This window comes from Streptomyces sp. NPDC001594 (genome assembly GCF_042893675.1).
Lineage (GTDB): Bacteria > Actinomycetota > Actinomycetes > Streptomycetales > Streptomycetaceae > Streptomyces.
The window spans coordinates 194,268-220,058 of the sequence record NZ_JBIAVB010000013.1 but is presented as its reverse complement, the minus strand read 5'-3'; the positions used below and the strand labels follow the sequence as shown (position 1 = coordinate 220,058).

The window sequence follows — 25,791 nt, the reverse complement described above, 5'->3', positions numbered from 1 at the left end:
CGACCGTGGCGCTGTCCTCTGATCGGACGACCGGGGGGTCGACCGTGATGTCCGCGTCAGCTCACTGGACGGTGGTCCGCAGGAGAGCGGCGACCCTGCGCAGTTCCTCGGCGGTGGGGCCGTCGCCGGATTCCTCCATGCAGAACGCGATGCGGTGAAGGGCCCGGGAGAGTGCCTCGTCCTCCGCGTGTCGGAGGTCGTCCGCAGGGTTGTGAGGAGGGGTGTGGGCGGCGGGTCGGGTGTCCCTGGTCTTGTGCAGCACGTGACCGAACCTAGGCCGTCGCGGCGCCGGGGGGCATCATCCGTTCGGCGGAGCGGGAGGGGGAGCCGTCGCCGGGGTGTCAGCGGCGGAAGGCGGGGTGGGCCGCCAGGTGGGCCAGGAGGAGTGGGTCGACGCGGTCGGCGTGCGCGTCAGGCAGCCGGTGGCCGGCCCCGTGCAGGACCTCGAAACGGTAGTCCGCGTCGATCCACGCTCCGGTGCCCTCGGCCGCGGTACGGCCCAGCGGGGCGGGTAGGTCTCGGCACGGCCCGGTGGCAGAGCGCGGCCGTAGATCCGGCGCAGAGCGTCCGGGCCGCCCGCGGGGAAAGCCGTGCAGCAGCAGGACCCTCTCGTCGGCGGCCGGGCCGGCCACGAGCGCGGTGTGCAGGTGGGGGCCGGCGGGGACGCGCGTCCGTGCGGTCACGGCGACACCGGGGCCGGCGGGGGTCGGCGCGGATGCGCGTGCCGGCGCCGACGCGGTGGGCGCGGGAGCTGGGTTTTGGCGCTCGGCCGGTGTCGCATCGTCGTCGTCACCCCTTCGTGCTGTGTCCTCGGGCCGGGCTTCGAGTACACCGTGGCGGACGGGTGGCGCGCGTCGTCCGAACGGTCCGTCCGGGGAACGGCTCCGCCCTCGGGGGGCGGCCGTTCGCCCGCGGCGGCAGAGGGTTCACGCGTCCTGGCGCCGCCCCTCCAGCCGCTCCTGTACCGCTCCGGTGTTGAGCTGCCGGAGCTCACCGGCGTCGCAGTCGTATCCGTCCACCTTGCTCAGGAACTGCCGGATCGCGGCATCGTCCGCGAGGATGCCGAACTCCTTGACGAGGTGCAGGACGGCCGCGAGGTTCGAGCCGCGCGGCGTGTAGGACCCGCTGTGGTTGTCGATGTAGACGATCCTCCCCTCCGAGACCTGCATGTCGCCGGCGCACACGATCTGGCCGGTGGCGATCTGCCCGTGGGAGTCGAGGGAGGGGTAGGCGCTGACGGCGGTCGCGCCGGCCGCCTGCCAGTCGCTCGCGCTGAGGCGCTGGTCCACGTACAAGACGGCCTCGCCGTGCTGGAGGGATATGAGGTACCGGCATGTGATCCCAGAGGTGTCGATCAGGAACTTTCCGTCGTGGGTGCAGAGGAGTCCTCCGCCGATGGTTCCCCGGAACCGCTCGGGATCCACGGCGGGCAGACCGGTGACCGGCACACCGGACACCAACCCCAAGCGGTCCAGGGCGAGCCGGTCCGTGCCGACGGCAGCCTCGAAGCTGTCGGTCCCCCAGGTAGGGTTCTGCGGTTCCCAGCCGGCTGCCGACGAGTGGCCGACGGGCAGGGCGGCGGACACGCCGTACGGGGCCTGGGCGCCTCCGGCCCGGGCAGGGAAGCCGTCGGCCTCGTCGGCCTCGTCGCTCTCATCGCCCACGAAGTCACGCGGGCGCCACGCACGCACGAAGGCGTGCCAGGCGTCGGGTCCGAGCTCCGTCTCGGCGATCCAGTGCAGCTGAGCAGCGGCCCGGACGACGTCCGCCATGGCGTCGCGGGTGCGGGCCTCCCTCCAGTCGACGAGGAGCGGAACGCGCTCCCAGTCCAGTTCGCAGACGCTGGTGAAGGCGAGTTGCTCCAGGAGCTCCACACCGTCGGACTCCCATCCGAGTGCCTCTTTGAGGCGCTCGAGGGCCAGGGCGCCGTCTTGCCCCGTCGCGTACTCGTCTCCGTCGAACTGGAAGATTTCCTCTTCGTACATCCGTGACTCCATGAGAAGGCGTGCAGGGCGTGCTGGGCCGGGGGTTCGGTCATCGTCTCAACGGTGACTGTCCGAAGCCCGGAGATCGCAGGCAGCGGAAGGCGCAGGGCAGGAGGCACATCCGGGTGGCCGTTCGGTCCCTGGCACTTTCGGTCCCTGACAAACCTGCAGGTCAGCGGGGTGACGCCGGAATCGAAGGGACCGAAGGGACCGAGTTTTCCAGTTATGACGCCGACATGACACCAGTACTCCTTACGCCCACGCATACCCGCACGCACGTAAAGGCCGGAAGAGCGGAATCTGAGTCCCTTCGGTCCCTCAATCCCTCCTGAAACCTGCTCTGACCTGCGGAAACGCGAAGTGACTCAGTGGCCGAGGGCCCAACTCATCGGATGCCGCCTCGGCCACGTACAGGTGCCGGCCGTCCGGGGTGAGCGCGAGTCCGGCGACCATTCCCCACCCGGGAAGGTCGGCCGGCTTTCCGACGAGGGTGTTCGTCGCCGTGTCGAGCGTGTGGACCAGGCTGGTCTGGTTGTCCCCACGTGGGGTTGGCGCCCACGGACAGGGTGCCAATGACGCGGCGGCCGGCCGAGTCGATGACCGAACGCCGCCGGTGTCGGTGACCGTGCCGGAGTTCACGGCATAGGCCCGGCTGCCGTCGGGGGACAGCACGAGCCGTGGCGCTGGAGCCGGTGGGTGCCACGAGGCAGACACCTCCCCCCAACGCGATCGCCTGGACGAGCACGAGACTGCGGCGCATGGATTCCTCGTTCCTCACGGGACTGCACATGACGCGTACGGGGACGGCCCCTGCGGCGCGCCGTCCGCACAGTGGCACGGGGTACGGGTGCGCCCATCGGCCATCGAGCTCCACGATCGGAGGAGGACGCCGTCCACCGATGGGCCCGATCGTCTGCCCGTACGTGCACGGTCGGCCTGCGGCGCGCCTCCGTCGCCTCGGAGGGCATGAGCATGGGGAGCTCATGCCGTCATGCCGTCATGCCGTCATGCCGTTGCGAGAGGAGACGCCGTGCCTGCCCAGTACACCGACGAGGAGTTCAGGGAATGGGTCGAACTGGTGAAGGAGGACATGCACTACCTGTGCGACGTCTGGCCGTTCCGCATCGACACCGAGTTCCTGCCGATCGAGCGGATGCCGTGGAAAAGAGGGCTGAGCAACGACCAGTTGGACCACCTGCGGTCGGCGAAGAACGCATGTGAAACGGACATTCTGGCAGCCCTGCACGATTTCTCCGCCTACTGCGACACCACGCTGTACCTCCAGGACCGGTTCGAGCAGGAGGTGCGTGACGCGCTTCCGTCCGGCGTCCTCTTCGAGACGTCCGACCATCACGCTCCGGCCGAGCAGTTCTTGGTGAAGGTCCAAGAAATCGCGGGCCCGTACGCCGATCGGATGCAGGCGCTCCAGGAGGAGTTCGACGCCCGCTACCACGTGCTGCCCGGCTACTGCTACGACCAGTTCGCGCACTTCAAAGCGCGGCTCGAGCTCACGGATCCGCAGGCTGGGACCTGTCTGGACTACACCGAGCGCTTGAGCTACTGGACGGAGAGGTGGAGGCAGTTCCCCCTGCGGAACAGGTCGGGCGTCCCGGTACTCCCCCGGTGCCGCCAGGCTTGAGCCTGGGACCGCCGGGCCGGTGTTGGAGACTCCGGCCCGTCGGGACCTCTGCGCGGACAGACGGCGTGCGGTGGCGGTGATGAGGGCGACGGGCCTCAGGAGGTCCTCAGCAGGACCTCCAGGACCATCGTCCGGCAGGCCGTCCGTTCGGATGACAGAGCACCCGCACCCTCCCCGGCCAGAGTGGAACCCGTCATCACCGCTACCGCTCAGAAGGGGAAACATCATGAACGAAATGCCGCGTCAGGGTCCGTTCCTGCCCGCCGATGAGGCCACCGTGATCACCGACTGGCAGGCCGCTCTGGTCCAGGGCGACGCCGAGTAACCAGCGTGCGTTGCGCCGGCAGGGGCAGCCTCCGAAGGGGCCGCCCCGGCTTCATGACGAGGATGACCGCGTCGCCGGGAGCCGACCACGCGTGGTTCGTCCACACCGACTTCCTCCACGCCCCCGCGGTGCACCGCTTCGACCTCGCCGAACGCGGAACGGAACCGCTCGCACCCGCGGAGGGCGACGGCCGGCGGACGGGGACCGGTCCCGCCGTCCGGCAGGTGACCTATGCCTCCGGCGACGGAACCGAAGTACCGATGTACCTGATCCTTCCGCCCGGCGCGGAGCAGGGGCCCCGGCCGACGATCCTCCACGCCTACGGAGGCTTCGGCGCGTCCGCCGCCCCGGGCTACGGCACCTCGCTCATGGCCTGGGTCAGGGCCGGCGGGATCTACGCGATCGCCGGCGTCCGCGGCGGCGGGGAGAAGGGCGCCGCCTGGCACGCCGCGGGCAGCGGAGCCAACAAGCCCAACGCGTTCACCGACTTCTCCGCCGCCGCCCGCTGGCTGACCGGGCAGGGATGGACCACGCCGTCCCAGCTCGCCATCCGCGGCGCCTCCCACAGCGGCCTCACCGTCGCGGCCGCCCTCACCCGCGACCCCTCCCAGTACGCCGCCGCGGTGTGCTCGGACGCCCTCACCGACATGGCCCGCTACCCGCGCTTCGGGATCGGCACCTGGTGGCTCAGGGAATTCGGCGACCCGGACAATCCGGAGGACATCGACACGCTCCTCGGCTACTCCCCGTACCACAACGTCGTTCCCGGCACCTTCTACCCGGCGGTGCTCGTGACCAGCCCGCGCCATGACGCCCGGGTCGGCGACGAGCACACCAGGAAGAAAAGCGGGTCCCTTCCCCTCCAGGGGGAGGGACCGCTTTCGTTGCGGCGAACCGGTGCGGGGCGTCAGCCGGCGTATCCCAAGGAGATCTCCACGCCGGGGAATTGCTCGCTCAGGTGGCGTTCGAGCAGTTCCCGGCCCGCGCCCGGAGGGGCTTGGCCCACGAGCCACCCCGGGTACACGCCGAGGGTTCCCTCGAAGTGGTCCGGCCGGCGGCGTACGAAGCCGCCGAGGCGGGGGTCGTGGCGGTCGCCGACGAGAACCACGGAGCCTGCCGCGACGTAGGGCAGCAGCTCCCCCTCCGCGGCCCCGTCCACGGCGCTGCGGTTGGCCGCCACCGCGGCCTCCAGGTCGGAGCGGTCCGGCACCCAGTACGTGAAACGGACCTCGCCGTCCGAGAACCGGCGGACCGCTCGGGTGACCCGCTCGTGCTGGTCCTGCGGCACGTCCTTGAAGTCGAACCCGCCCGCGGGGACGATGCCGCCCGGCCGGTAGACCACCAGCGTCCCGTAGAAGACGTCGTCATGGCACTGGGCGTGGGCCCGGTGCCGTGCGTCGTGGTCGTCGCAGCCGTCCGGACGGCCGATGAGGAGCAGGTCGCCGGCGATGCAGAACGGCAGGAAGCCACCTTCCCCTGTGTCCGCCACGGCGGCGGCGTTGACGTTCGCGACGGCCCGCAGGTCGGACTCGGTGGGCATCCAGTCCGGGTCGGCGCCCAGCAGCACGGCGCGTGGCCGGCCGTCGAGGGCGGCGTGGAGAACGGCTCGGTCGGCGTTGAGGACCGTGGTGCACGCCAGCCAGTACAGGTCCTCGCCGCCGTAACGGCCGAGAACGCCGGCGCAGCGGTGCACCGCGCCCCGCAGGGCCTCGCGGGGGTCGGTCGGGCAGGTGGCGGGAGTCCCGGCGCAGAGGCGGAGGCGGTCCGGCAAGCCGTCGAAGCCCGGCCTGATCAGCTCGTGGCCGCCGAAGCGGGGGGCGTTGACAAGATCGGCCGCGTAGAAGTCGGCCCCGCTGTCGAGCACCAGGTTGTAGCTCACGTCGCGGCTGTCGAGCGGGGGCCACGGCGCCCGCATCCGCTCCCAGACGTCGAGCTCGTCAGCCCCGTAGAGCAGGTCCTGCCCCGCGTCGGCGTAGAACTGGATCGTCGTCCCCCGCGGGATCGCGACGAACTCCATGTCCTGCCGCGTGACCCGTGGATCGACATCGAGCGCCCCGTGGCCCAGCAGAATCTTGCCCATGGCGATGTGGTGTCCCTTTCCCGTGGTGTGGCACCCGATCGTCGCAACCAAGATCGAATCCATCAGGGCCCAACCGGGCGGCCGGCAGGGCAGCCCGGCCCTCCCCGTCGGGCGGCCGCCCCCATTGGCGGCGCCGGAGGAGCCTTTCGGTCCACCGACGCCTAGTGTCGTAAGCCCCAACGGCCGATCGTCGAGGAGTGTCCATGGGCCGCCGAGCGTGCGGATGCCGGACCTGGCAGATGCGGGCAGCGGCAGCGGCCGCACTCTCCCCCCTCCTGCTGGCCGCCTGCCAGTCCACTCCGCACGGCGGCCCCGCCCGGCCGCCGGAGGCCATGGCGCCGGAGCGGCAGGCCCCGGCCGCGGATCCCGCCACGGGCACCCCCGCACCCACCGGGGCCGACACGATCATGCTGATCCGGCATGCCGAGAAGCCGCAGAAGCACAGGGAGCCCTACGGCGTCACCGTAGGGGGCGAGCGGGACGCGGAATCCCTGACGGTGACCGGCTGGCAGCGGGCCGGAGCGCTCGCCGAGCTCTTCGACCCGACGCAGGGGCAGATCCGGGCAGGGCTGCGCGTCCCGGACCGGATCTACGCCTCCCACACGGACAAGACGGCCAAGGGCGACGACGGTTCCGTCAGCCGACGACCGGTCGAGACCGTCACCCCGCTCGCCGGGAAGCTCGGGCGGAAGGTGGACCAGTCCTTCGGCCTCGGGCAGGAGGCCGCCCTGGCGAAGGCGGTGACGGCCCAGCACGGCACCACCCTGATCGCCTGGCACCACGGGCACATCCCGGCCCTCGTCCACGCGCTCGGCGCGGTCCGGCCCGCCGTGCCCGCCAAGTGGCCGGACGGCAGGTTCGACGAGGTGTGGGTGTTCACCCGCGACGGCGGCACCTGGCGCTTCTCCCAGGTCCCCCAGCTCGTGCTGGCCGGTGACACCGCCGCGCCCATCAGCTGAGCACCCCGCAGCCGGTTCCGGGCCCGGTGCCACGGTTCGCCGTTGCGCCGCCCTCGGTCAGGGCTGCCCGAGTTGCCGCCCTAAAGGGCATTTGGGAGCCGTTGCCCCTTCTATAAGCTGACGGCGCCTCATACAGTCACGGACGACGCCCGGCACCGGGAGGGCGTGACGCGGGGAGGCGTGGCGTCGCGCCCCGGAGCGAGCGGCCGAAATCCCGTACGTCATCCACGACTCCACGCGACGCGCGGCGGTACGTCCATGGGCGCGGCGCTGCCGCCGGTCCGGAACGAAGAAGGAAGTTCTCTTGACCGACCAAGCAGGATTCGAGCATCCCCTGTCCGCGCTCCCCGCCGATGTCCTCCAGCGGCTCATGGGGGAACTGCCGCTGGAGGACCGCGGTCGCTGGTCCCAGACTGACAGCAGCCTGCACGGCTTCCCCGCCTCGCAGCCCCGCCATACACCGGCGGGGCGGATCCGGGACCTGAGGCGCCGGACGGACCTCCCCTACCGCACCATCTACACCCAGCACGAGCTGGAGCAGTCCCTGGCCGAACGGGGCGAACTGCACTTCGCGCCCGGTGGGCAATCCCGGGGAGAGCCCCTCACCCTGAGCCGAAACGCCGGCCGAGGGGTGGTGCACCTGCACGGGGGCCTGGACCGAACCCCCTTGGCCCTCCTGGAGCACGGCGCGGTCAACGCCCTCGACGGAGCCGTCATCACCCTCATGACCGGGGGCAACCTCGACATCGGCGACGGTGCCGCCGTCCTGCGCATGGACGGCGGCTATTGCACCGTCGGGCCCGGCGGCGCCGTCGTCGACCTCGCGGGCGGGGAGGTGCGCTGCCGGGGCGGTGGCAGCATCGTCAGCCAGCGGACGGGGAGTGCGGCGACCGTCACGGACGGAACGATCGAGAACCTGTACGGCGGCGAAGCCGGCCTGGAAGGGCGGGCGCACTGTTCCACCGTGCACCACGGATGCCTGCGGGCCTGGGGCTCCACCACCGTCGGTGAAGTGATCGACGGCTCCGTCATCCTGAACGACACCAGCCACCTCGGTTCCGTCAGGGGCGGCCACGTGACGTCCGCCAGCGGCACGCCGATCTCCGACGTGTCCGCCGGGCACGTCGACCTCCGGGCGGGCGCCGGTGTCCTGAGCGTCACGGGCGGGAGCATCCGCGCCGACCAGGGTTCGGTCGTGCACACGGCCACCGGTGGCGTCATCGACGTCGGCGCCCAGTGCGTGCTGCACGACGCACGGGGCGACGCCGTCGTCTACGCCCGAGCCGGCTCCACGGTCCACGCCGCCGGCTCCGCGCAGGTCCACGCGGCGGACGGCTCGACCGTCACCGTCGAAGAGAACGCGCGCGTCCACGCGCACGGCCAGGCCGCGGTCATCGCCCGTGGCGGCACCGTCCACCTCTACGGCAGCCAGGTCAACCTCACCGACCACGGCGCCACCGTCATCCAGGAAGGCTGACCCGTCCCCTGCGGGACCCCGCGCCGGTCATGCCGCACCGCACCAGAAGAAGGAATGTTCTCTTGACCGACCCAGCAGGTTTCGAACGCCCGACGACGTCCGAACTGCCCGACGAGCTCGTTCAGCGGATCATGGCGGAGCTACCGCTCGAGGACCGCGGCCGCTGGGCGCAGGCCGACAAGAGCCTGAACGGTTTTCCCGCTTCCCAGCCCCGCCACACGCCGGCCGGAGAGACCCGGGACCTCAGGCACCGGACCGACCTCCGCTACCGCACCATCTACACGCAGCACGAGCTGGACGCGTCCATGGACGACGGCGACCGGCTGTTCTTCGCGCCCGGCGGAGGTCCCCGGGCGGAGCCCCTGACCCTGCACCGGGGCATCGGTGGGACGCGGTTGTACGGGGGGATCGACGGGCAACCCCTGGCGCTCATGCGGGACGGCTCGGTGGAGCTCCTCCGTGGCGCCGTCATCACCCGCATGACCGGCGGCTACGTGGACATCCGGGACGGTGCCACGGTCACCGACAAGGACGGCGGGGTCTGCTCCGTCTGGAGCGGGGGAACCGTCGTCAACTACCGGGGCGGCGGCGGGCACTGCTACACCGACGGCACGATCGTCAACAAGATGACCGGCCACAACGTGGCCGTGCACGACGGGAGGATGGAGAACCTGCTCGAGGGACCCGCGTCGCTGCACGGCGCCGCGTGGTGCTCGTTCGTGTACGGCGGAACACTCATGGCGATGGACCACAGCACCGTCGACCAGGTGGTCGACGGCCGGGTCACCCTGAGCGGTGCCAGCCTCCTGACCCTGGTCACCGGCGGCGAGGTGGATGCGGCCGGCACCACCCCGATCACGGAGGTGGCCGGCGGAACGGTCCAGCTCCGGGCGGGGTCCGCTGCCCACAGCGTCACCGGGGGCACCGTCCACGCCCACCCGGGATCCGTGGTCCACACCGCCACCGGCGGCACGATCACCGTCGCGGACCAGGCCGTCCTGCAGTACGCGGCGGGTGGCGCCGTCGTCTACGCCCAGGCCGGCTCCACCGTCACGGCCGGGAGTGACGCGCAGGTCTACGCCGAGGACGGCGCCACCGTCGTCGCCCACGGAGCCACCGTCATCCGGCACACCTGACGTGCCGTCATCATCCGTCAGCCGTCAATGATCGGCGGCGCTCCGTCCCTTCGGCAGCATCATCGCCGCGAGGAGCAGCGCGATGCCGAGGACGGCGCTGGCGACCATGAACGCGCCGGGTGTGGCGCCGGCGCTGATGAGGCCCGCCTCGTCCAGGGCGTTGTCGTTGATGCCCAGGACGACGGCTCCCGCGCTCGCCAGGCCGATCGAGCCGCCCAGCTGACGGAGCGTCTGCCGGACGACGGACGCGTCGGTGCGCTTGACCGCGGGGACGGCACGCATCATCTCGGCGCTGAGGGCCGGGACCGGCAGGCCCATTCCGATGCCCGCCAGGACCATCCCGGGCAGCTGCCAAGGGTATTCGAGGGACGGCAGGGCGGCCGTCCAGGCGGCCGCCCCCAGCGTGGCGGCCGCCAGACCGGTCAGGGCCGGCAGCCGGATGGACCGGAAGTGGTCCAGCAGGTAACCGGACATGAACGTGCCCACCGCCAGGCCCGCGACCAGGGGGAGCAGGGAGATGCCGGTGGCCGGAAGCGAGCGGTGCATGGCCTGCCGCAGGAACAGCGTGCCGTGCACCATCACGATCAGCTGCGCGGCCTGCACCAGGAAGGTGATCGTCACGTCCACGGTGTACGGGCGGATCAGCAGCAGCCGCAGGTCGACGAGGGGCCGGCCGGACCGCAGGACCAGGCGCACCGTCAGTGCCAGGGCCAGCGCTCCCGTCACCACCAGGGCGACGGTCCTGGTGTCGGTGACGCCCCAGATGCCGCACTGGTAGAGCCCGATGATGAACAGGCCGAGCGAGAGGATCACGGCCAGGGGCTGGCCCGCGGTGAGCGCGCCGCCCTCCGGAGGCCTGCGGACGTGTGCCGCGGTGATCAGCCACAGGGTCAGCGCCCCGACGGGCACGTTGGCGAGGAACACCGACCGCCATCCGAGGAAGTCGATGAGGACCGCGCCCAGCACGGGGCCCGCGACGAAGAAGACCTGTGCCAGGCCGGCGTAGACGGCGAGCGCCCGGCCGCGTTCGTGCTCGTCGTACACGTCCGCGATCAAGGTGGTGGCCACCGGCAGCATCAGGGCGGCCCCCACGCCCTGTACGGCTCGCACCGTGAGCAGGTACGGCTCGGCGGCATCGCCGCCCGGCGCGAGGCCGCACAGCCCGGAAGCGAGGACGAACAGTGCGGCCCCGCATTCGAAGGTGCGCAGCAGACCGAAGCGGCGGGAGGCCATGGCGCCGACCGGCGTGAACACGGACATGGCCAGGCTGTAGACGAGCACGATGGCGTGCATGACGAAGGTGGTCAGGTCCAGGTCCCTCGCCACCGGGTCGAGCGCGATCGCCACGACGGTCTGGTCGAGCATGACCATGCCCCCGGCGCAGCCCATGGCGGCGACGACGAACCCCTTGCGGGGCGGGGAGGGGTCCCCGGTGGAGGACCGGCGCGAAAACAACACCCGCCCTCAACGAGCGAGGCCCGCGCAGGACACGGCCTGCGACCCCTCGATCGTCCCTGGTGTCGGCCGAACGGACGACGCCGCGTCCGGGGGATCCATGGCGTACTGGAGGCCAGAGATGGCGACAGGATGTGAGTCCCATGCCCAGCCACAAGCGCGCAGAGCACGCGTTCGCCGCCGTGCCGGAATCGGTCGCGGAGGCGCGGACGTTCACCGTGAGGATGCTGGAGGAATGGCATCTGACCCGCCGTGCCAACGACATCCGGCTGTGCGTCTCAGAGCTCGCCTCCAACGCCGTCCGTCACGGCACCCCCGCCGGGAGCGGGCGCGGTGTGTTCCTGGTGCGCCTCGACGCCGACGACACGCACGTCCGTGTCGAGGTGGAGGACGAGGACCCGCACTCCACTCCCCGCCTGAACGGGGCCGCTGAGGACGACACCGGGGGGCGGGGGATGGCGATCGTGGCGTCCCTCGCCACCGCCTGGGGGTTCGAGAGCTGCGTCTTCGCGGGCAAGGCCGTCTGGTCCGAGTTCCTGACCTGCCCGGAGAGGGACGGCTGCGCGGACCGGTGCGCCACCCACTGCCACCGGCACTGACCCACTGCCACGCCACCGGCACCCCTCCGGACAGCGAGAAGCCTGTTGCCGGGCAGAGGTTGGAGGCCCGGCAACAGGCAGCTTCTCGGTCTTCCCAGCGGGGAAGGGGGCGGTCGGTCTCAGGTCGCGGCCATCACGGGCATCCCGTTCAGTCCGGCGGGAGGCAGTCGCATGGCCTTGGGGACCAGGCCGAGCTTCTGCTCCAGGCCGTCCGCCTGCACGGCCGCGTACGGCTTCCGTGCCGCGGCGGCCGGGCCGGCCTCGGTCGTGTGGGCGACGGGCACCGCGCCGAAGGACTGCGCCATGGCGACGTCGAGGTCGTGGCCGTCGCCCTGACCGTCGTCCTGGCCGTCGCCCTGGTTGTCCGCCGCGGCGACGGCGGACGCGCCGGAACCCAGCACGGTGTGCGTGACGAAGGCGGTGCCGCCGGCCGCGAGGGCACCCGCGGCCACTACGGCGGCGGTGACGATGGCTTTGGGGATCACACGGGTGACGCACATGATCTGGTCCTCCTGGAGGTCCGGGACCCGTCGGTGCCGTGCCGGGTTCGGCAGGTCCCTCGTGGGGAGAGCTTGGTTCCTCACGCACCGACGCCACCCAGTGAAGCGGTGGCTCCCGGGCCCCCGCGTCGCACGACCGGACGAACCGGGGGTGGAACCGCCCAGGGCAGGGCCCGGAGTAAGCCCTACTCCAGCATGTGCGTGCGCATGGCCTTCGCCACGGCCGCGCCCCGGTCGGAGACGCCCAGCTTCTCGTACAGCCGCCGCAGGTGGGTCTTGACCGTGGTGGGCGCCAGGTACATCTCCTTGGCCATGTCCGGCACCGACAGCCCCTGCGCGATCATCTGGAGGACCTCCCGCTCGCGGGCGCTGAGCAGGGGCTCGTCCGAGTGGGCCCGGGAGCGCAGCTCGGAGGCGAGTCCGGTGACCAGCGCCGGCGGCAGCACGCTCTCGCCCTTGGCGCAGGCCATCACGGCCGCGACGATGTCGTCCCGGTCGGACTCCTTGGACAGGTAGCCGGCCGCACCCTCCTGGAGCGCCCGGTACACCACGTCGCTCTCCGTGGAGGCGGAGAGCAGCAGGACGCGGGTCGCCAGTTCGTCGCGGGCCACCGCGTGCGCCACCTGGAGACCGTCCAGCTCGGGCATCCGGTAGTCGAGCAGTGCCACGTCGGGGGCGTGCTCGCGGATGGCGTCGAGTGCCGCGCGGCCGTCGCTGACCGCCGCCAGGACCTGGACCCTGCCGGTCCCGGCCAGGGCCGAGACGATGCCGTCACGGTAGACCGGGTGGTCGTCCCCGACCACCACCCGGACCTTGGCCTCTTCGTAGCTCACGGTTCCTCCGCCCCGGGCGCGTGGCACGTCCCGGACGCCTGGACGCCTCGGACGGGTCCACGCCGACGCCGTCGTCGTGTACGTCCAGGATCTCGCAGTCCACGTGTCGCGCAGCGCGACCCGTACGGCCCGGCCCGTGGATCACCCTCCCGGCGGCGGTGTGGGGGCAGGGGGCCGTACGGGGCATTCGGCTCGTCCGTATGGCCCCCGCCCACGGGCGGGAGCGGGGGCGGTGCGGCCGCGGCCCCTACCGTCGGGCCCGGCGGGCCCGGGGACGGTGAAATGCCCGGGGGCCGCCCGTCGGCGTCGTGCACAGGAGGTCATCATGTCGGCCATCGCAGTACCGGCCCTGCCACGCCCGCAGCGGCGTCGGAGCGGGCGTTCCTGGCGGGCCCGGGCGGGGGTGGGGGTGGCGGGCCTGGCGCTGGTCGCCGCGGCGGTGGGCCAGCCGGCGGCGGCCAGTCCGCCGCCGCCCACCCCGCCACCCACGGCGGGCACGGGCACGTTCGTGTACGTCGCGAACAACGGCGGCGACAACGTGCTGGTGATCGACACCGCCACCCACACGGTCGTCGACTCCCTCGGCATCGGCGACGGCAACTCCGGCCCCAGCGGCCTGGCGGTGAGTCCGGACGGCACGCGGGTCTTCGTCGCCGACACGGAGTCGGACAGCATGTCGGTGATCTTCCCCGCGGCCCGCCTCAGCGGGAGCACCAGTGTCGGCCAGAACCCCCTGGGGGTGGCGAGCGGCCCGGACAGCCACCGGGCGTACGTCACCAACAACCTGTCCAACAACATGACGGTGGTCGACACCCAGACGGTCCCGTTCGAGGTCCTCGATACCGTCCATGTCGGTACCCGCCCCTACGATGTGGCGGTTTCCCCCAACGGCACGCGGGCGTATGTCGCCAATCAGCTCGACAACGCGGTGGCCGTCGTCGATCTGACCACGAACCCGCCCTCCCTCGTCGTCAGTGTGCAGGTGGGCCAGTTCCCCCAGGGTGTGGCGGTCAGCCCGGACGGCGCCTCGGTCTACGTCACCAACTTCGTCGACGGCACCCTCTCGGTGATCAGGACGGCCGACAACACCGTGCGCGCCACCGTGAACCTCGGCCAGAACACCAGCCCCTCGGACGTGGCGGTGACGCCGGACGGGTCCCGTGTCTACGTCACCGACTTCGGCACGCGGGCGGTGTCGGTGATCGACGCCACGGCCAATCCGCCCTCCGTCCTCCACACCGTCCTCGTCGGCCGCGAGTCGGAGGGGGTGGCGGTCACCCCTGACGGCTCCGAGGTCTACGTCACCAACTCCGGCGACAACACCGTCTCGGTGATCGCCACCGCGTCCGATACCGTCACCCACACCATCCCGGGCTTCAACAACCCGTTGGGTGTGGGGGCCGGGACGCGGACGGTGGGCAGCGCGCCGGTGCGGCTGACCCTGGAGGAGGAGGCGGACGAAGGGCACGGGAAGGACTCCCCCGATGCCCGGCGCCACCCCGGCTTCACCCTGAGTGCCCGGCTGACCGCGGACGGCGGACCCCTGGACGGCAGGACCCTCATCTTCGGCACCGGCTCGAAGGCGCTGTGCACGCAGACGACCGACGGCCGGGGCCGGGCCACGTGCGCGGTCCCGCCCGGCAGGCCGGACGGCGAGGGCTGCTACACCGCCACGTTCGCCGGCGACCGCTCCCACGCCGCCGCCACCGCAAGGCTCTGCACCAAACACGACGGACCTCCCGAGGACCGGCACAGCCACCGCTGAGCCCACCCGGCCTGCCCGCCCGGCCCACCGCGCCGCCCGCCTGAACGTCCTGGCCGGCATCCAAGCGCAATGGCGTGGCTCCGCTGCTGGCTGGTCCCCCACCCGTGGGGGAATCGGCCGCCGCGTCAGCCGATCGGCGGGCCCGGTCGCCCCGGGGGCGGTGGTGAGCATGGAAGGGCTCATTGTGCGCCACCCGGAAGGCAGGCCCTGCATGATCATCCCCCAGCAGCGAAGCGTCACGTCCCGCCGCCCGCGACCCCCCACGCACACGAAGCAGGGCTTCGAGCTGACCTGGCTGGGGGCGAACGCGTGGTGGATCCGCTTCGACGGCACCGCCTTCCTGGTCGACCCGTGGGTCAGCCGGTACCGCACCGGCACCTTCTCCCCCGCCGGGCAGGATCCCGATACGCCGGTGACGTGGGACCAGCGGCGCATCGACGAGGCGTTCGACCGGCCGGCGCAAGGGATCCTGATCACGCACGGGCACTTCGACCACATCTCCGACGTCCCCTTCGCTGCCGCCAGGACCGGGGCCTCGGTGTGGGGGACGGAGTCCCACCTGAACCTGGTCCGCTCGCTCGGCCTGCGGGCGCGCTGCCCCGTGGACGAGACGGCGCTCGTCCCCCTCCAGGGCGGCGAGACGAAGGTGTTCCCGGGCTTCACCGTGCAGGTGCTCCGGTCGGTGCACCGCCCCTTCAGCCCGGATCTGCTCGGCGGGACGCCCCAGCTGCGGCAGACGGTGGAGCCGCCCGTGCGGTGCATCTCCGAACTGGGCGAGGGGGGTTCGCTCAACTACGTGATCACCAACAGCGCCGGCCGCCGGCTGATGGTCCTCGGCAGCGCGGACTTCGGGGTGTCCGACCTGCCCCGGACCTGCCCGGACACGGTGGTCTTCCCGACCGCGGGGACCCGGGTCGCGACGGTCGTCCGGCGGTTCAGGGATCTCATCGGCATCCCGAGGACGGTCGTCGCCTCCCACTGGGACAACTTCGACCTCCCGCTGGCCCCGCCCGTCGACGCCGGCAACGTCCCGGCCCTGCGGGAGGCCGTCCGTGCCGCCATGCCCTCCGCCCGTTTCGTGCAGCCCGTGCCGCACCTCCCGCTTCCCCTCTGACGGCTGCGCGGGCTGACGCGTCCGGCGGAGGACGGATCCACCGGTCCCTCCCCCGATCGACCCGTTCAGGGCCGGCGACCCATGCCGTTGTCTTGTCGCAAAGCCCCCCTCACAGCACGAACGAAGGGCAGTGGAAGCCGATGGCTGAAGCGCAGACCACGGTCACGAACGAGGTGGCCTCCCGGCCCGCCGCCCACGAGGACGCGGGCGACGCCGGGTACAGCAAGAAGCTGAAGCCCCGCCACATGAGCATGATCGCCATCGGTGGTGCCATCGGCACCGGCCTGTTCCTCGGAGCGGGCGGGCGGCTGGCCGAGTCGGGTCCTTCGCTGGCCCTCGCCTACGCCCTGTGCGGGGTGTTCGCCGTCCTCGTCGTCCGGGCCCTGGGCGAACTCGTCGTCCACCGGCCGTCGTCGGGCGCGTTCGTGTCGTACGCCCGCGAGTTCCTCGGCGAGAAGGGCGCCTACACGGCAGGCTGGCTGTACTTCCTCAACTGGGCCGTGACGGGCATCGCCGACATCACGGCCGCCGCCACCTACGCCCACTTCTGGTCGGCGTTCACCAGCGTGCCGCAATGGGCGCTGGCCCTCATCGCCCTGTGCGTCGTCCTCGCCGCGAACCTCGTCTCCGTGCGGTACTTCGGCGAGATGGAGTTCTGGTTCGCCATCGTCAAGGTCGCCGCCCTGGTCGTCTTCATGGCCGTGGCCGTCTTCCTCGTCGCCACCCGCCACCCCATCGACGGACACACGCCGGGCCTTTCCACGATCGCCGACAACGGGGGCCTGTTCCCGTCCGGGGTCCTGCCGATGATGCTCGTGATGCAGGGCGTCGTGTTCGCCTACGCCGGTCTGGAGCTGTCCGGGATCGCTGCGGGCGAGACCGAGAACGCCCGCAAGGTCGTCCCCAAGGCGCTCAACTCGATCATCTGGCGCATCGGGGTCTTCTACGTGGGCTCCGTGGTGCTGCTCTCGCTGCTGCTGCCGCACACGGCGTACTCCGCGGGGGAGAGCCCGTTCGTCACCGTCTTCGCCAAGCTCGGCGTCCCCGGGGCCGCCGGGATCATGAACCTGGTCGTCCTGACCGCGGCCCTGTCGAGTCTGAACTCCGGCCTCTACTCCACGGGACGGATCCTGCGCTCGATGGCCATGGCGGGCTCCGCGCCGAAGTTCACCGCCCGGATGAACAGGGGGCAGGTGCCCTACGGGGGGATCCTGCTCACCGCCTCGTTCGGGGTGCTGGGCGTGGTCATGAACTTCTTCATACCGAAGGACTCCTTCGAGGTGGTCCTCAACTTCGCCTCGTTCTGCATCCTGGCCACTTGGGCGATGATCATGGTGTGCTCGCTGCTCTTCTGGCGCCGCTGCCGTCAGGGGCTCGCCGACCGGCCCGCCTATCGTCTGCCCGGGGCGCCGTACACGCAGATCGTCACGCTGCTCTTCCTGCTGGCGGTGCTGGTGCTGGTGGCGGCGGACGGGGGCGTGGGCACCATGACGGCCCTGGCCATGCCGATCGTGGCTGCCGCGCTGGTCGGGGGCTGGTTCCTGACCCGCCGCCGGGTCGCCGCGATCGCGGCCGCGCGGGGTGCCGGTGCCGCAGGTGGCGCGGCCGACGGTTCGGGTACGGGGTCCGTGGCGGGCGGGGGGATCCCCGGCCCCCGGCGGTGACGCCCGGGGGGGGGGAGGAGGCGGGGCCGCCGGGAACTTCGGGGGCCCGGGGCGACGTTGGTAAGGCGACGAGATCCCGGAGGTCCGCGTGTCCGTCTACGGGGCCTTCGCCGCCGCCGTCGCCTGGGTGGCCGGGCGCCTGGAGTGGGTCTTCGCCGAGTCGGCGACGGCGGCCGCGATCGTCGTGATCACGGCGTTGATCCGGGGAGTGCTGCACCCGCTGAACCGGTCCGTGTTCCGGGCCGAGCGGACGAGGGCGGCGCTGGCACCGCGGCTGAGCGAGCTGAGGCGCCGCCACGAGGACCGGCCCCGCACGGCCCGGCGACAGGCCGTGCGCGAGCTCTACCTGGAGGCGGGCACCTCGCCGCGGGCGGGGATCCTGCCGGTCTTCGCGCAACTGCCGGTGTTCTTCGTGATGCACGAGGTGTTCTCGCGGCAAGAGCTCGACGGCGAGCCGAACGGACTCCTGGACGAGGTGCTGTTCGGCTCCCCGCTGGGCGGACGGTGGGCGGACGCGCTGTCGAACGGCGGGCCGCTGGGGCGGCGGAGCCTGGTGTTCCTGGGGCTTTTCGCGGCCATCGCTCTCGGAGCCCGGTGGTCGGTGGTGCGGGCGCGGCGCGCCGCCGCGGCCGGATTCGGCCCGACGCTCCCCGCCGAGGACGAGCCGGGCGCGGCCATGCTGCGCCGGATCGCACCGCTGCTGCCGCTGGTGGCGTTCGGAACGCTGGTCATGGCCGCGTACGTACCCCTCGCGGCCGGCCTGTACCTACTGGCCAGCATGGTCTGGACCACAGCGGAACGGGCCTGGCTGCTGAGGTGCTGGACCCGGACCACGGGCGGGGCCGCAGCGGGCACCGTGGGCGGACGCAGCGGGACCGGCGGGCGACGACGGCGCGGACTCGGGCTCGGGCGGGGAGGCGAGCGGGGACGCGGGCACAGGCGTCGTGGCCGGCCGCACCCGCCCACGCCCGGCCGGCACAGGCGACAGCCGGCCGGGACGGGGCGGCACAGACGAGCGGCCGCCGGACGGGCGGGCCCGATGCCCCAGGAGAGGACGTCACATGCCGAACGACACGTACGGCCCCGCGGGAATACCGGACGAGGCCACCATCGCGAGGGTCCAGGGGGAGATGTCCCGCCTGTTGACCGAGGACTCCGAGTTCCGTGACGCATTCGCCGTGGTGTGCGAAGAATGTCAGAGCTTCTTCGTTTGGCGGGACTCCGGGTTCTCGGAATCCTGCCCCTCCGGGACCGTGTTCCTCAAGGAATTCCTCGAACCGGACAACGCGTGGTTCTGGAAGCTGTGGGACATGGGGTTCGACGACGCTCAGATGAGGTTCCACCTGGGGAACCCGGACACCATCGCACAGCTGTTTCCGGCGCCGCGCGTCACCAGGAGGGGCTTCCTCCAGGACGTCCAGGGCGTGGACGTCGGCCCGTCACCCCGGAAGCCGGGCGGCAGGAACTCCGGAGTCCCCCGCGAGACCCCCGCACTACGCAACCTGACGCGCAACCGGCGGCCCGTGTACCAGGACCTCTGCCACTTCATGGCCCCGCAGGTCACGAGAGGAGAGGGCCCCGGCCGGTTGGGAGCGGAGGGAACGGCCGTCCTGGGGCCGGGCCTGGCGGTCGAACCCCACACCCTCTCGCGCCCCTCCAATCACCTGACCACAGCCTTGAACAACCATGACCGACTGGGCACCTACGGCTGGGTGGCGGGGCACATCATCAATGCGGAATGGTCGACCGGAAACGACTGTACCGTGCTGACCGGGCTCGCGAACGGCAAGCACAAAAACGATTTCGAAGGGCCGGTGAGGAAAGCTCTGGCGCTTCTCAGAATCTGCTATGGCAGCCTGCACGAATGCGGCGTCGACACCCGTCAGCTGCAATTCGGAATATTCGTCAGGGTACGCGTCAGCGAAACGAGCTGGGGCCACGTCCACGAGGGATTCGACACGGAGGAGACCCGGGCCCTGTGCCGGTTGATTCCGTTCAGGATCACGTGCAGCGCGCAGCTCGTCGGACGGCCCGTTCCCGAACAGGTGAGGGCGGTCTCCGGAGAGTACACGCGGTCCTACGCGACGTACCTCCGCTCCTTGCACGATCTCGAGGCCGCCATGGCGGGCCTGGACCATGTCGAGATCCAGAACGAAAGAGCGCACGACGCCGAGTCCGAGATCGCGGCGGGGAGAGAGCGCAAAAAGAGGAAGCTGGAGGCGCAGCAGCAAGGACAACGGAAGCGGGCGAGGAGCGATGCCGTCAAGAAGGAGATACTGACCCGCTTCAGGACCCTGGCGGACCGCTCGTTTCCAGGGCGAGCGCCCCACGATACGAAGGTGAAGCTCTCCGCGGCCTATGGGGACCTCCGTCCCCAGGTCCTCGCAGAGCACTTCCGGGAGGCTGAGCTGGCGGTCATGCGCGCCTACTTCCAGCGCTGACTCCCGGAGTTCCTCCGGCCGGGGCCGCATCCTCTCTCCGCCGCCTGTCCGGACCGGGTAGGCCTAGGCCTTTCGACGTCGCGCCGTCGGGAGTCCGCCACTGGCCGCGCTGGTGTGTCGGGGTATGCGGGCTGTCGGGCGTGCCGTCGGGCCCGGCACGGCCGCGTTTCCGCGGGTTGGCCTCGTTGCACGTCCGGTTGCCCTTTGGGCCGAGCGGGACCCCGTTAGGACGATGACAACAGGGGGCGGGCTCGGTACGTGGGGGGGAATCACCGGTGCCACCCCCGGCTGAGGGCTCCACGCGTCTCGGCGCTCCGGCGGTTCCGGGGATCGGCGGGGTGACTGGCCGGACGGTGGATGTGGCGGAAAACAGGCGGCCCACATGATTCCACCGGCAGAAGGAAAGCGGCCCGTTCCCTTCGACCGAGGGAGGCGGAACCCGAGAGGCATGGTGGATCGACATGAGCTGGTGGACCGAATTCTGGACGTGGCTGGGCAAGGGTCTCGCGTGGCTGTTCGGCATCCGCTGACCGGCTGACGTCGGTACGCTCCGTCACGTGGCATGACGTGACGTGCGTTGAGGCCTGTTGCCGGCTTCGGGGGAACCGGCAACAGGCCTCTGGCATCTGCCCATCTTCGACGGAGTACGGCGGCGAGCTCGGATCACGAGGAGGTCCGTCAGCCTCGCGTGACGAGGAGGTCCGTCAGCGTCGCGCTGGGCGGGACCGGGCTCGACGCGCGCTCGGCGTGGGCCGCGGTGACATAGCCGGCCGGGTTGAGGATGTCCGGCTTCACCCCGGGCGGGTTGGTGAGGTCAGCCGAGGTGACGGTGACGTCCGGGCGGCTCGAGGCGAGGGTGGCGTCCGGGCGGAACGCCGAGGTCGGGGTCGCGTCCGGGCCCGAGCCGGACGCGAGGGTGGCGTCGGGGCCGAGGGTCTGGCTGGCCGCGGCGACTTCGTGAGCGGCGGGCCGTGCCTCGGACGCCTGTGCCGTGTAGGCCAGGCCGGCCAGGGCGAGGGCGGCGCCCGTCATACCTGCGGTCGTGAGAACTCGGTGGGTACGGGTACGCATGATCTGGTCCTCCATGAGGTCCGGGACCCGTCGGTGCCGTGCCGGATGGGGCAGGTCCCCTTCGGGATGGGCTTGGGTTCGTCAAGCACCGACTCGTTGAGTGAAGCCGTGGGACCTCTGCGCGCGCGTCGCACGATGGGAGGACACGGGGGATGAACGGCTCCCGGGCAGCCCGGACGCCCCTCCGGGCCGGGTACGCGACCGACGCGGTGACCCTCGTTGCCCCCACGGGGCACCCGCCGGGCAGGGACGACAAGGCAAAAGGTCTACCCCATCGGGCTGGAGACGGCGCCGTGGGCCCGGACACCATGGCATCCACTGGCACGAGAACGTCCGGACAGGAGATTCGGCATGCGGGCTCAGATGTGGGTATCGGAGGGCACCGATCTGGAGTTCGTCCTGGACCGGCGGCCCCGGGACGTACGGGATCTGCTGAAGAAGGGCAAGCCCTGGACGGACCTCTTCTGGCGGTGGTACACGCAGACGCACCGGAACGAGACGGAGGACCTCCACCTCTGGTTCAAGCTGGTCCGCAGCCACGAAGAGACCGGGAGCCTCCAGAAGACCCTGGCCGCTGTGCCCGAAGCCGCGCGGCGGATGGGGCGGTGGAAGCGGCTCATCGCGGTCGACTTCTTCGGCGCGTGCCACGAGGTCCGCATGTGGATGGAGGTGGAGAGGAAGCAGGCCCGGCAGGAGCTGGAGCGGGAGCGCGGCACCGTCGCGTGGTACCAGCGGGGCGTGTCCGACGCCGACGTCAGGAAGCGGCTGCGGACGAATCTCGGGAAGGCCGTCGCCAAGGCCCGGTCCGAGGAGTGGGAGCAGGCGTGTCATGGGGCCCCGGGTCTGACCGGCCGTACGGTGGCGCAGATGGAGGCCGTCCTGACCGCCTTCACCCGCACGGTCAAGCCGCAGTTCATGGCGCTCTACCAGCACTACGGCACACGGGCCGAGAGCGGCCCCGGCACGGCACGGCAATACCTCGCGGATGCCCATTCCCGGGTGGCCGGTGCCGAGGCATGGCTGCGTGAGGCCGGGCAACGGGTACGGGACCCGGAGAGCGTCACGAGGGCGCAGGGCGATCGGACCACCGCCGAGGAGAACCTGATCGCTGCCTGGGTGGACTACACCCGGGCGTGCGAGGAGATGGGCACCGCCCTGCTCGATGCCAGCCAGGCGGTCGTGGACTGGGCCGTCGAGGACACCGTGAAGAAGATCCAGGCGAACTTCGGCACGGTGCATCCGGAGATCGCCTGGGCCCAACTGGGCATCAGGAGCGCGGTGACCGTCCTGAACGCCCTGCTCCAGTGCTTCGCCCTGGCTTCGGTCGGAGCTCCTCCCCTCGCGGGCGCGGCGCTGACCGTCTCGGCCGGCCTCACGGTGGCCCTGAAGTACATCGAGGAGCTCACCGTCTACAAGATCGCCCAAGTCGACGCCGAGAGCCCCGCGATGGTCCGGCGGCACCTCGGCGCGGACTACCGCCAGTCGTCCGGCGCCAAGACCGTCGCCGCCGTGGCCAGCCGCTCCAAGGACATCGTCGGCGATGTCGGCACGGTCCTCACCTCGGGCCTCCGGTGGGCGTCGAAAGCCACCGATTCACCCGCCGGAGCGGCGGCGCTCGCGGTTCCCGGCGTGGGAACGCTCGGTCAGTTCGGGAAGATCGGCGAGCAGGCGACGGAACTGCTCACCCCGGGCGAACTCACCCACGGCTACGATCGCACCGCGCTGCTCGCCATGCTGGACCGGGCACAGGACCACCTCAACGCACCGGGCGCGGCCGAACCCCAGGTACAGGTCCACGAGTTCGACCCCGCCACCGGACAGGCGAAGATCACGGTCAACGGTGTCTACGGCATCCTGGAGAACGGCCGCTTCCGCCCGGCCGACGACGGTCGGGAATCCCTCGAAGCGGTGCTGCACAACTGGGCACGCAGCACGAAGGACATCAACCCGCGCCTCGATGTCGACGAGATCGATCTCGACGGTCTGGGCCCGGTCACGTCCTTCGTCATCCAGCACGACGGACAGGCCGCCACGCCGGCGACCGTGGCCTCGGCCATCACCTGGCACGAGGAGGAGCCCGGCCGGGGCTTCAAGTGCCGGGCCCACGCCATGGCACTGCCGTGCTTCCCGGCCGAAAGAGCGGCTGTCTGGGAGATCACTTTCTTCGTGACGTACGAGGGGAAGGCGAAGTTCCTGAGGGACGCGGAGCCTCAGATCCAGTGGCTCGGGCTCACGGCGCGGAGCGATCCCGGTACCAAGGTCTTCGTGCACACGAGGGACGAGGTCCGCGCACTGGCCTACATCCAGGAGAAGGACCCGGCACTGGACTCGCTCCGCATGGTCCGGTCATTGCGACGCCTGCCCGGCCATTTCATCCTGGACGGCGAGACACTGCGGGACGCCGACGGCACTACGGTCATGGAACTCGCACTCCTCTACCAGCTGTGCGACGGCCTGGAGGCGGCGCAGAGGCTGCTGGAGGAACTGGAGTGGGGGCAGCCTCCTGATATCGAGCAGGTGACGCTGCCAGGGCAGTTGACGACGTTCCTGCTCGGCGATTGGTACAAGCCGCTTGAGTACTACCGACGCCTGCGGGCGATCGAGAACGAGATCGACCGCTGGCTGACCTTCGAAGGCTTCTGCGAGAGGACCCGCTCCAGTCCCCTCGACCACGTGCGCTTCCTGCGCTTCGTCCAGGCAGATGACGCACTCAGCACGCACCTGGAGAGGATCGGCCGACTGTATGCGGAACTGCTCGAGCCGTCGGAGTGCGAACTCTCCGACGATGACAGGCAGTGCCTGGCCGACCTCAAGCATGCCCTGGCCTGAACCGGCGCCGACCGGTGCTCTCGGCGAACGCCGTCGTCAGGGACTGGAGGGACCCGGTCAGGCAACCGTCCGCTCGACGGCGGACAGACCCCGCTGCGAGCGCTCGGTCTTCATGCCGACCTTGCCCGGTTCGATCGTGCGGGGATCCACGGCCTCCCCCGGCGCACCCTCGCGGTAGAGACCCTCGGGCTCCGTGTCACGGTCGTGCGGCAGCAGGTAGAACACGCGCCGCTTGTGCAGGCCGCTGTCGGGATCGGCCTCGGCGGCCTCGTTGAGTTCCGTGAAGCCGACCATGCGGCCGTCGCGGAAGTAGCGGGGCTTGCCCTTGCGTCGGGGGGTCTTGTCCTGCGCCTGGCGCACGTAGTCGAGTGCCGAGGGGTCCTCCAGCCACACCACCCTGTCCTCATGGGCGAGATCGCTTGCTTGAAGTAGCGAGCTCATGGCCGTCGTCCCTCCTCTGTGTGATGCACCCGCTGCATCGTGTGCATGCGGCAACCCACCCTACAGGGCGCCGACGCCCGGCGGTCGGGACCGCCCGGGAGCGTGCTGCGGTGTGGTGACTGTTCCGCCGTTCATCGTAGGGCGTGGGGCGGATTGCGTGCCGTACGTCGAGAGGGGCCCTGTCGGGCTGTGCCAGCTGATCGGGGCTCCGGTCCCGGGATCGGGGCAGGGGGGCTCGTGTCGCCGTTTCCGCTTGTTCAGTCCCTTGGGCCCCTTGCCCCCCCTGGGGTGGTGGGGACCAGACAGGAGTGTCGTTTTGCCCCGGATTGCCGCTTATTGGCCATTCTAGAGTCGGTGATCGGCCTCCTGGCATCCCCCTGGGCTCCCTCCCGACCAGGGACTAAAAGGCCTTCAGTCCCTCTTCGGTCCCTGGTCCCTTCGATCACTGACAAACCTGCAGGTCAGGCGGTTTCGGCCGGATTCGAAGGGACTGGAGGGACTCATTTTCCTAGTTATGACGCCAATATGGAACTGGTAGTACATACGCCCGCGCATACACGCACGCACGTAAAGGCTGGAAGAGTGGATTCTGAGTCCCTTCAGTCCCTGCTTCTTTCTCTAAACCTGCTCTGACCTGGGAAAACGCGAAGGGGCTGAGGGACCGAGGGACTCAGGGACTGAACGACGGTTGGTACCTGGGGCGCCAGCGCAGGTTGTCTGCCCGGAGGGACTGAACGAGCAGGGGCGCCTGATCTGCTTCTCCGGGGGCGTACGCCGGTGCAGGGTGAGGCGACCATCCTTCGCGGCCAACTCAGCCCAGCTGTGGCGCCCCAGGAGCTGTCGTGGCGCCGCGACAGCAGGGGTCACGTCCGGCACACCGGGACGGCGATCTCGCGGTGGCCAACTCAGGTCCGCGCCACCTCTTCGCACCGGATTCAGGCATGACGGATTGGTCGCAACTCAGCCATGCTTACGGCTCTGCGGAAGACATACCAGCGCTGATGGACCAGATCGCATCGGAGCCGACCGCCGAGCGTTGGAGCGATCTGTGGTCGGCGTTCTGCCATCAAGGCAGTGTCTGGAGCAGGCGGTCAGCGCCCTGAACCTGGCGGGCGCGATCTTGGCGGGCTCCGACCAGCGCCACGGGGCCGGCGACGTCCGCGCGCAGCACGTCGCCGAGGTCGAGACCCTGCTGGCGAGTACGCCTACCTCCTGGAACCCATGCTGAGCTTCGAGGCGTCGTGAGCTGGGGCGAAGACCTGGCCTGGGGCCTCGTGAACGAGGAGTACGAGGTCTCCTGCCCCGGCTGCCAAGGCAACCTGTTCATCGTCGTCGGCGAGCGCGGATTCTTCGGCGACTACGCACTGTTGGAGGATGACGTCGAGACGACGCCCCTGCGTCCCGCCAAGCCCGCAGACATGTACGGCACCGGTCGACGGCTCCACGACATCGCCCTCGCTGACGGGCACCAAGACGTC

Annotated in this window: 20 protein-coding genes; 12 read left to right on the top strand and 8 right to left on the bottom strand. The window is 70.9% G+C overall.

The genetic code is table 11. The features are described from left to right. Positions 1-61: 61 nt before the first annotated feature. The 3 genes from ACFY0O_RS25630 to ACFY0O_RS25620 all read right to left on the bottom strand — a co-directional run bounded on the left by ACFY0O_RS25630 (position 62) and on the right by ACFY0O_RS25620 (position 1,985). Positions 62-262: a hypothetical protein gene (locus ACFY0O_RS25630; RefSeq protein ID WP_388950472.1), complete on the bottom strand. Its 201-nt coding sequence runs from the start codon at positions 260-262 to the stop codon at positions 62-64. A 79-nt stretch (positions 263-341) separates the two neighbouring features. Then, on the bottom strand, positions 342-683 hold the full coding sequence (locus tag ACFY0O_RS25625; RefSeq protein ID WP_388950469.1) for a hypothetical protein: 342 nt from the start codon (positions 681-683) through the stop codon (positions 342-344). Positions 684-926: 243 nt separating this feature from the next. Continuing rightward, complete coding sequence (locus ACFY0O_RS25620) at positions 927-1,985, bottom strand: hypothetical protein (RefSeq protein ID WP_388950466.1); 1,059 nt, start codon at positions 1,983-1,985, stop codon at positions 927-929. 1,030 nt (positions 1,986-3,015) lie between these two features. On the opposite strand from ACFY0O_RS25620, the gene ACFY0O_RS25615 reads away from it, so the two are divergent. From ACFY0O_RS25615 to ACFY0O_RS25595, 5 genes are all read left to right on the top strand, one after another. After that, entirely contained in the window at positions 3,016-3,624 is a 609-nt protein-coding gene (locus ACFY0O_RS25615; RefSeq protein WP_388950463.1) for a hypothetical protein, read from the top strand. Positions 3,625-4,002: 378 nt separating this feature from the next. Continuing rightward, on the top strand, positions 4,003-5,076 hold the full coding sequence (locus ACFY0O_RS25610; RefSeq protein WP_388950460.1) for a prolyl oligopeptidase family serine peptidase: 1,074 nt from the start codon (positions 4,003-4,005) through the stop codon (positions 5,074-5,076). Positions 5,077-6,232: 1,156 nt separating this feature from the next. Then, positions 6,233-6,988 (top strand): hypothetical protein, encoded by a 756-nt coding sequence (locus ACFY0O_RS25605; protein ID WP_388950458.1) that lies wholly within the window; start codon positions 6,233-6,235, stop codon positions 6,986-6,988. A 304-nt stretch (positions 6,989-7,292) separates the two neighbouring features. Beyond that, the gene (locus tag ACFY0O_RS25600) at positions 7,293-8,465 is read left to right on the top strand and encodes a hypothetical protein (protein WP_388950455.1); all 1,173 of its coding nucleotides are present in this window, start codon (positions 7,293-7,295) and stop codon (positions 8,463-8,465) included. A gap of 62 nt (positions 8,466-8,527) precedes the next feature. Further along, on the top strand, positions 8,528-9,601 hold the full coding sequence (locus tag ACFY0O_RS25595; protein WP_388950452.1) for a hypothetical protein: 1,074 nt from the start codon (positions 8,528-8,530) through the stop codon (positions 9,599-9,601). Between the two features lie 24 nt (positions 9,602-9,625). Here the strand turns inward: ACFY0O_RS25595 and ACFY0O_RS25590 are convergent, their stop codons facing one another. Continuing rightward, the gene (locus ACFY0O_RS25590) at positions 9,626-11,059 is read right to left on the bottom strand and encodes an MFS transporter (protein WP_388950450.1); all 1,434 of its coding nucleotides are present in this window, start codon (positions 11,057-11,059) and stop codon (positions 9,626-9,628) included. Positions 11,060-11,199: 140 nt separating this feature from the next. Here ACFY0O_RS25590 and ACFY0O_RS25585 point away from each other — a divergent pair, with 140 nt between their 5' ends. Then, on the top strand, positions 11,200-11,655 hold the full coding sequence (locus tag ACFY0O_RS25585; protein WP_388950447.1) for an ATP-binding protein: 456 nt from the start codon (positions 11,200-11,202) through the stop codon (positions 11,653-11,655). Positions 11,656-11,774: 119 nt separating this feature from the next. Here the strand turns inward: ACFY0O_RS25585 and ACFY0O_RS25580 are convergent, their stop codons facing one another. Continuing rightward, complete coding sequence (locus ACFY0O_RS25580; RefSeq protein WP_388950444.1) at positions 11,775-12,155, bottom strand: hypothetical protein; 381 nt, start codon at positions 12,153-12,155, stop codon at positions 11,775-11,777. A gap of 185 nt (positions 12,156-12,340) precedes the next feature. Next, a complete protein-coding gene (locus tag ACFY0O_RS25575) occupies positions 12,341-12,988 on the bottom strand; it encodes a response regulator (protein ID WP_388950442.1) in 648 nt (215 codons plus the stop codon). Between the two features lie 325 nt (positions 12,989-13,313). Here ACFY0O_RS25575 and ACFY0O_RS25570 point away from each other — a divergent pair, with 325 nt between their 5' ends. The 5 genes from ACFY0O_RS25570 (at position 13,314) to ACFY0O_RS25550 (ending at position 19,972) form a co-directional block, all read left to right on the top strand. Then, the gene (locus ACFY0O_RS25570) at positions 13,314-14,753 is read left to right on the top strand and encodes a beta-propeller fold lactonase family protein (protein WP_388950439.1); all 1,440 of its coding nucleotides are present in this window, start codon (positions 13,314-13,316) and stop codon (positions 14,751-14,753) included. Between the two features lie 211 nt (positions 14,754-14,964). Further along, a complete protein-coding gene (locus ACFY0O_RS25565) occupies positions 14,965-15,867 on the top strand; it encodes an MBL fold metallo-hydrolase (protein WP_388950437.1) in 903 nt (300 codons plus the stop codon). Between the two features lie 140 nt (positions 15,868-16,007). Continuing rightward, positions 16,008-17,531 (top strand): amino acid permease, encoded by a 1,524-nt coding sequence (locus tag ACFY0O_RS25560; RefSeq protein WP_388950435.1) that lies wholly within the window; start codon positions 16,008-16,010, stop codon positions 17,529-17,531. A gap of 88 nt (positions 17,532-17,619) precedes the next feature. Continuing rightward, entirely contained in the window at positions 17,620-18,699 is a 1,080-nt protein-coding gene (locus tag ACFY0O_RS25555) for a YidC/Oxa1 family membrane protein insertase (RefSeq protein WP_388950432.1), read from the top strand. Next, the gene (locus tag ACFY0O_RS25550) at positions 18,593-19,972 is read left to right on the top strand and encodes a hypothetical protein (RefSeq protein ID WP_388950431.1); all 1,380 of its coding nucleotides are present in this window, start codon (positions 18,593-18,595) and stop codon (positions 19,970-19,972) included. Before ACFY0O_RS25555 ends, ACFY0O_RS25550 begins: the two co-directional genes overlap by 107 nt. Before the next feature lie 678 nt (positions 19,973-20,650). Here the strand turns inward: ACFY0O_RS25550 and ACFY0O_RS25545 are convergent. Then, a complete protein-coding gene (locus ACFY0O_RS25545) occupies positions 20,651-21,043 on the bottom strand; it encodes a hypothetical protein (RefSeq protein ID WP_388950428.1) in 393 nt (130 codons plus the stop codon). A gap of 351 nt (positions 21,044-21,394) precedes the next feature. Between ACFY0O_RS25545 and ACFY0O_RS25540 the strand changes: the two genes are divergently transcribed. After that, positions 21,395-23,872, top strand: coding sequence for a hypothetical protein (locus tag ACFY0O_RS25540; protein WP_388950426.1), 2,478 nt, complete (start codon positions 21,395-21,397; stop codon positions 23,870-23,872). A gap of 57 nt (positions 23,873-23,929) precedes the next feature. On the opposite strand, the gene ACFY0O_RS25535 is transcribed toward ACFY0O_RS25540, so the two are convergent. After that, positions 23,930-24,313, bottom strand: coding sequence for a DUF6009 family protein (locus tag ACFY0O_RS25535; protein ID WP_388950423.1), 384 nt, complete (start codon positions 24,311-24,313; stop codon positions 23,930-23,932). Positions 24,314-25,791: the final 1,478 nt, after the last annotated feature.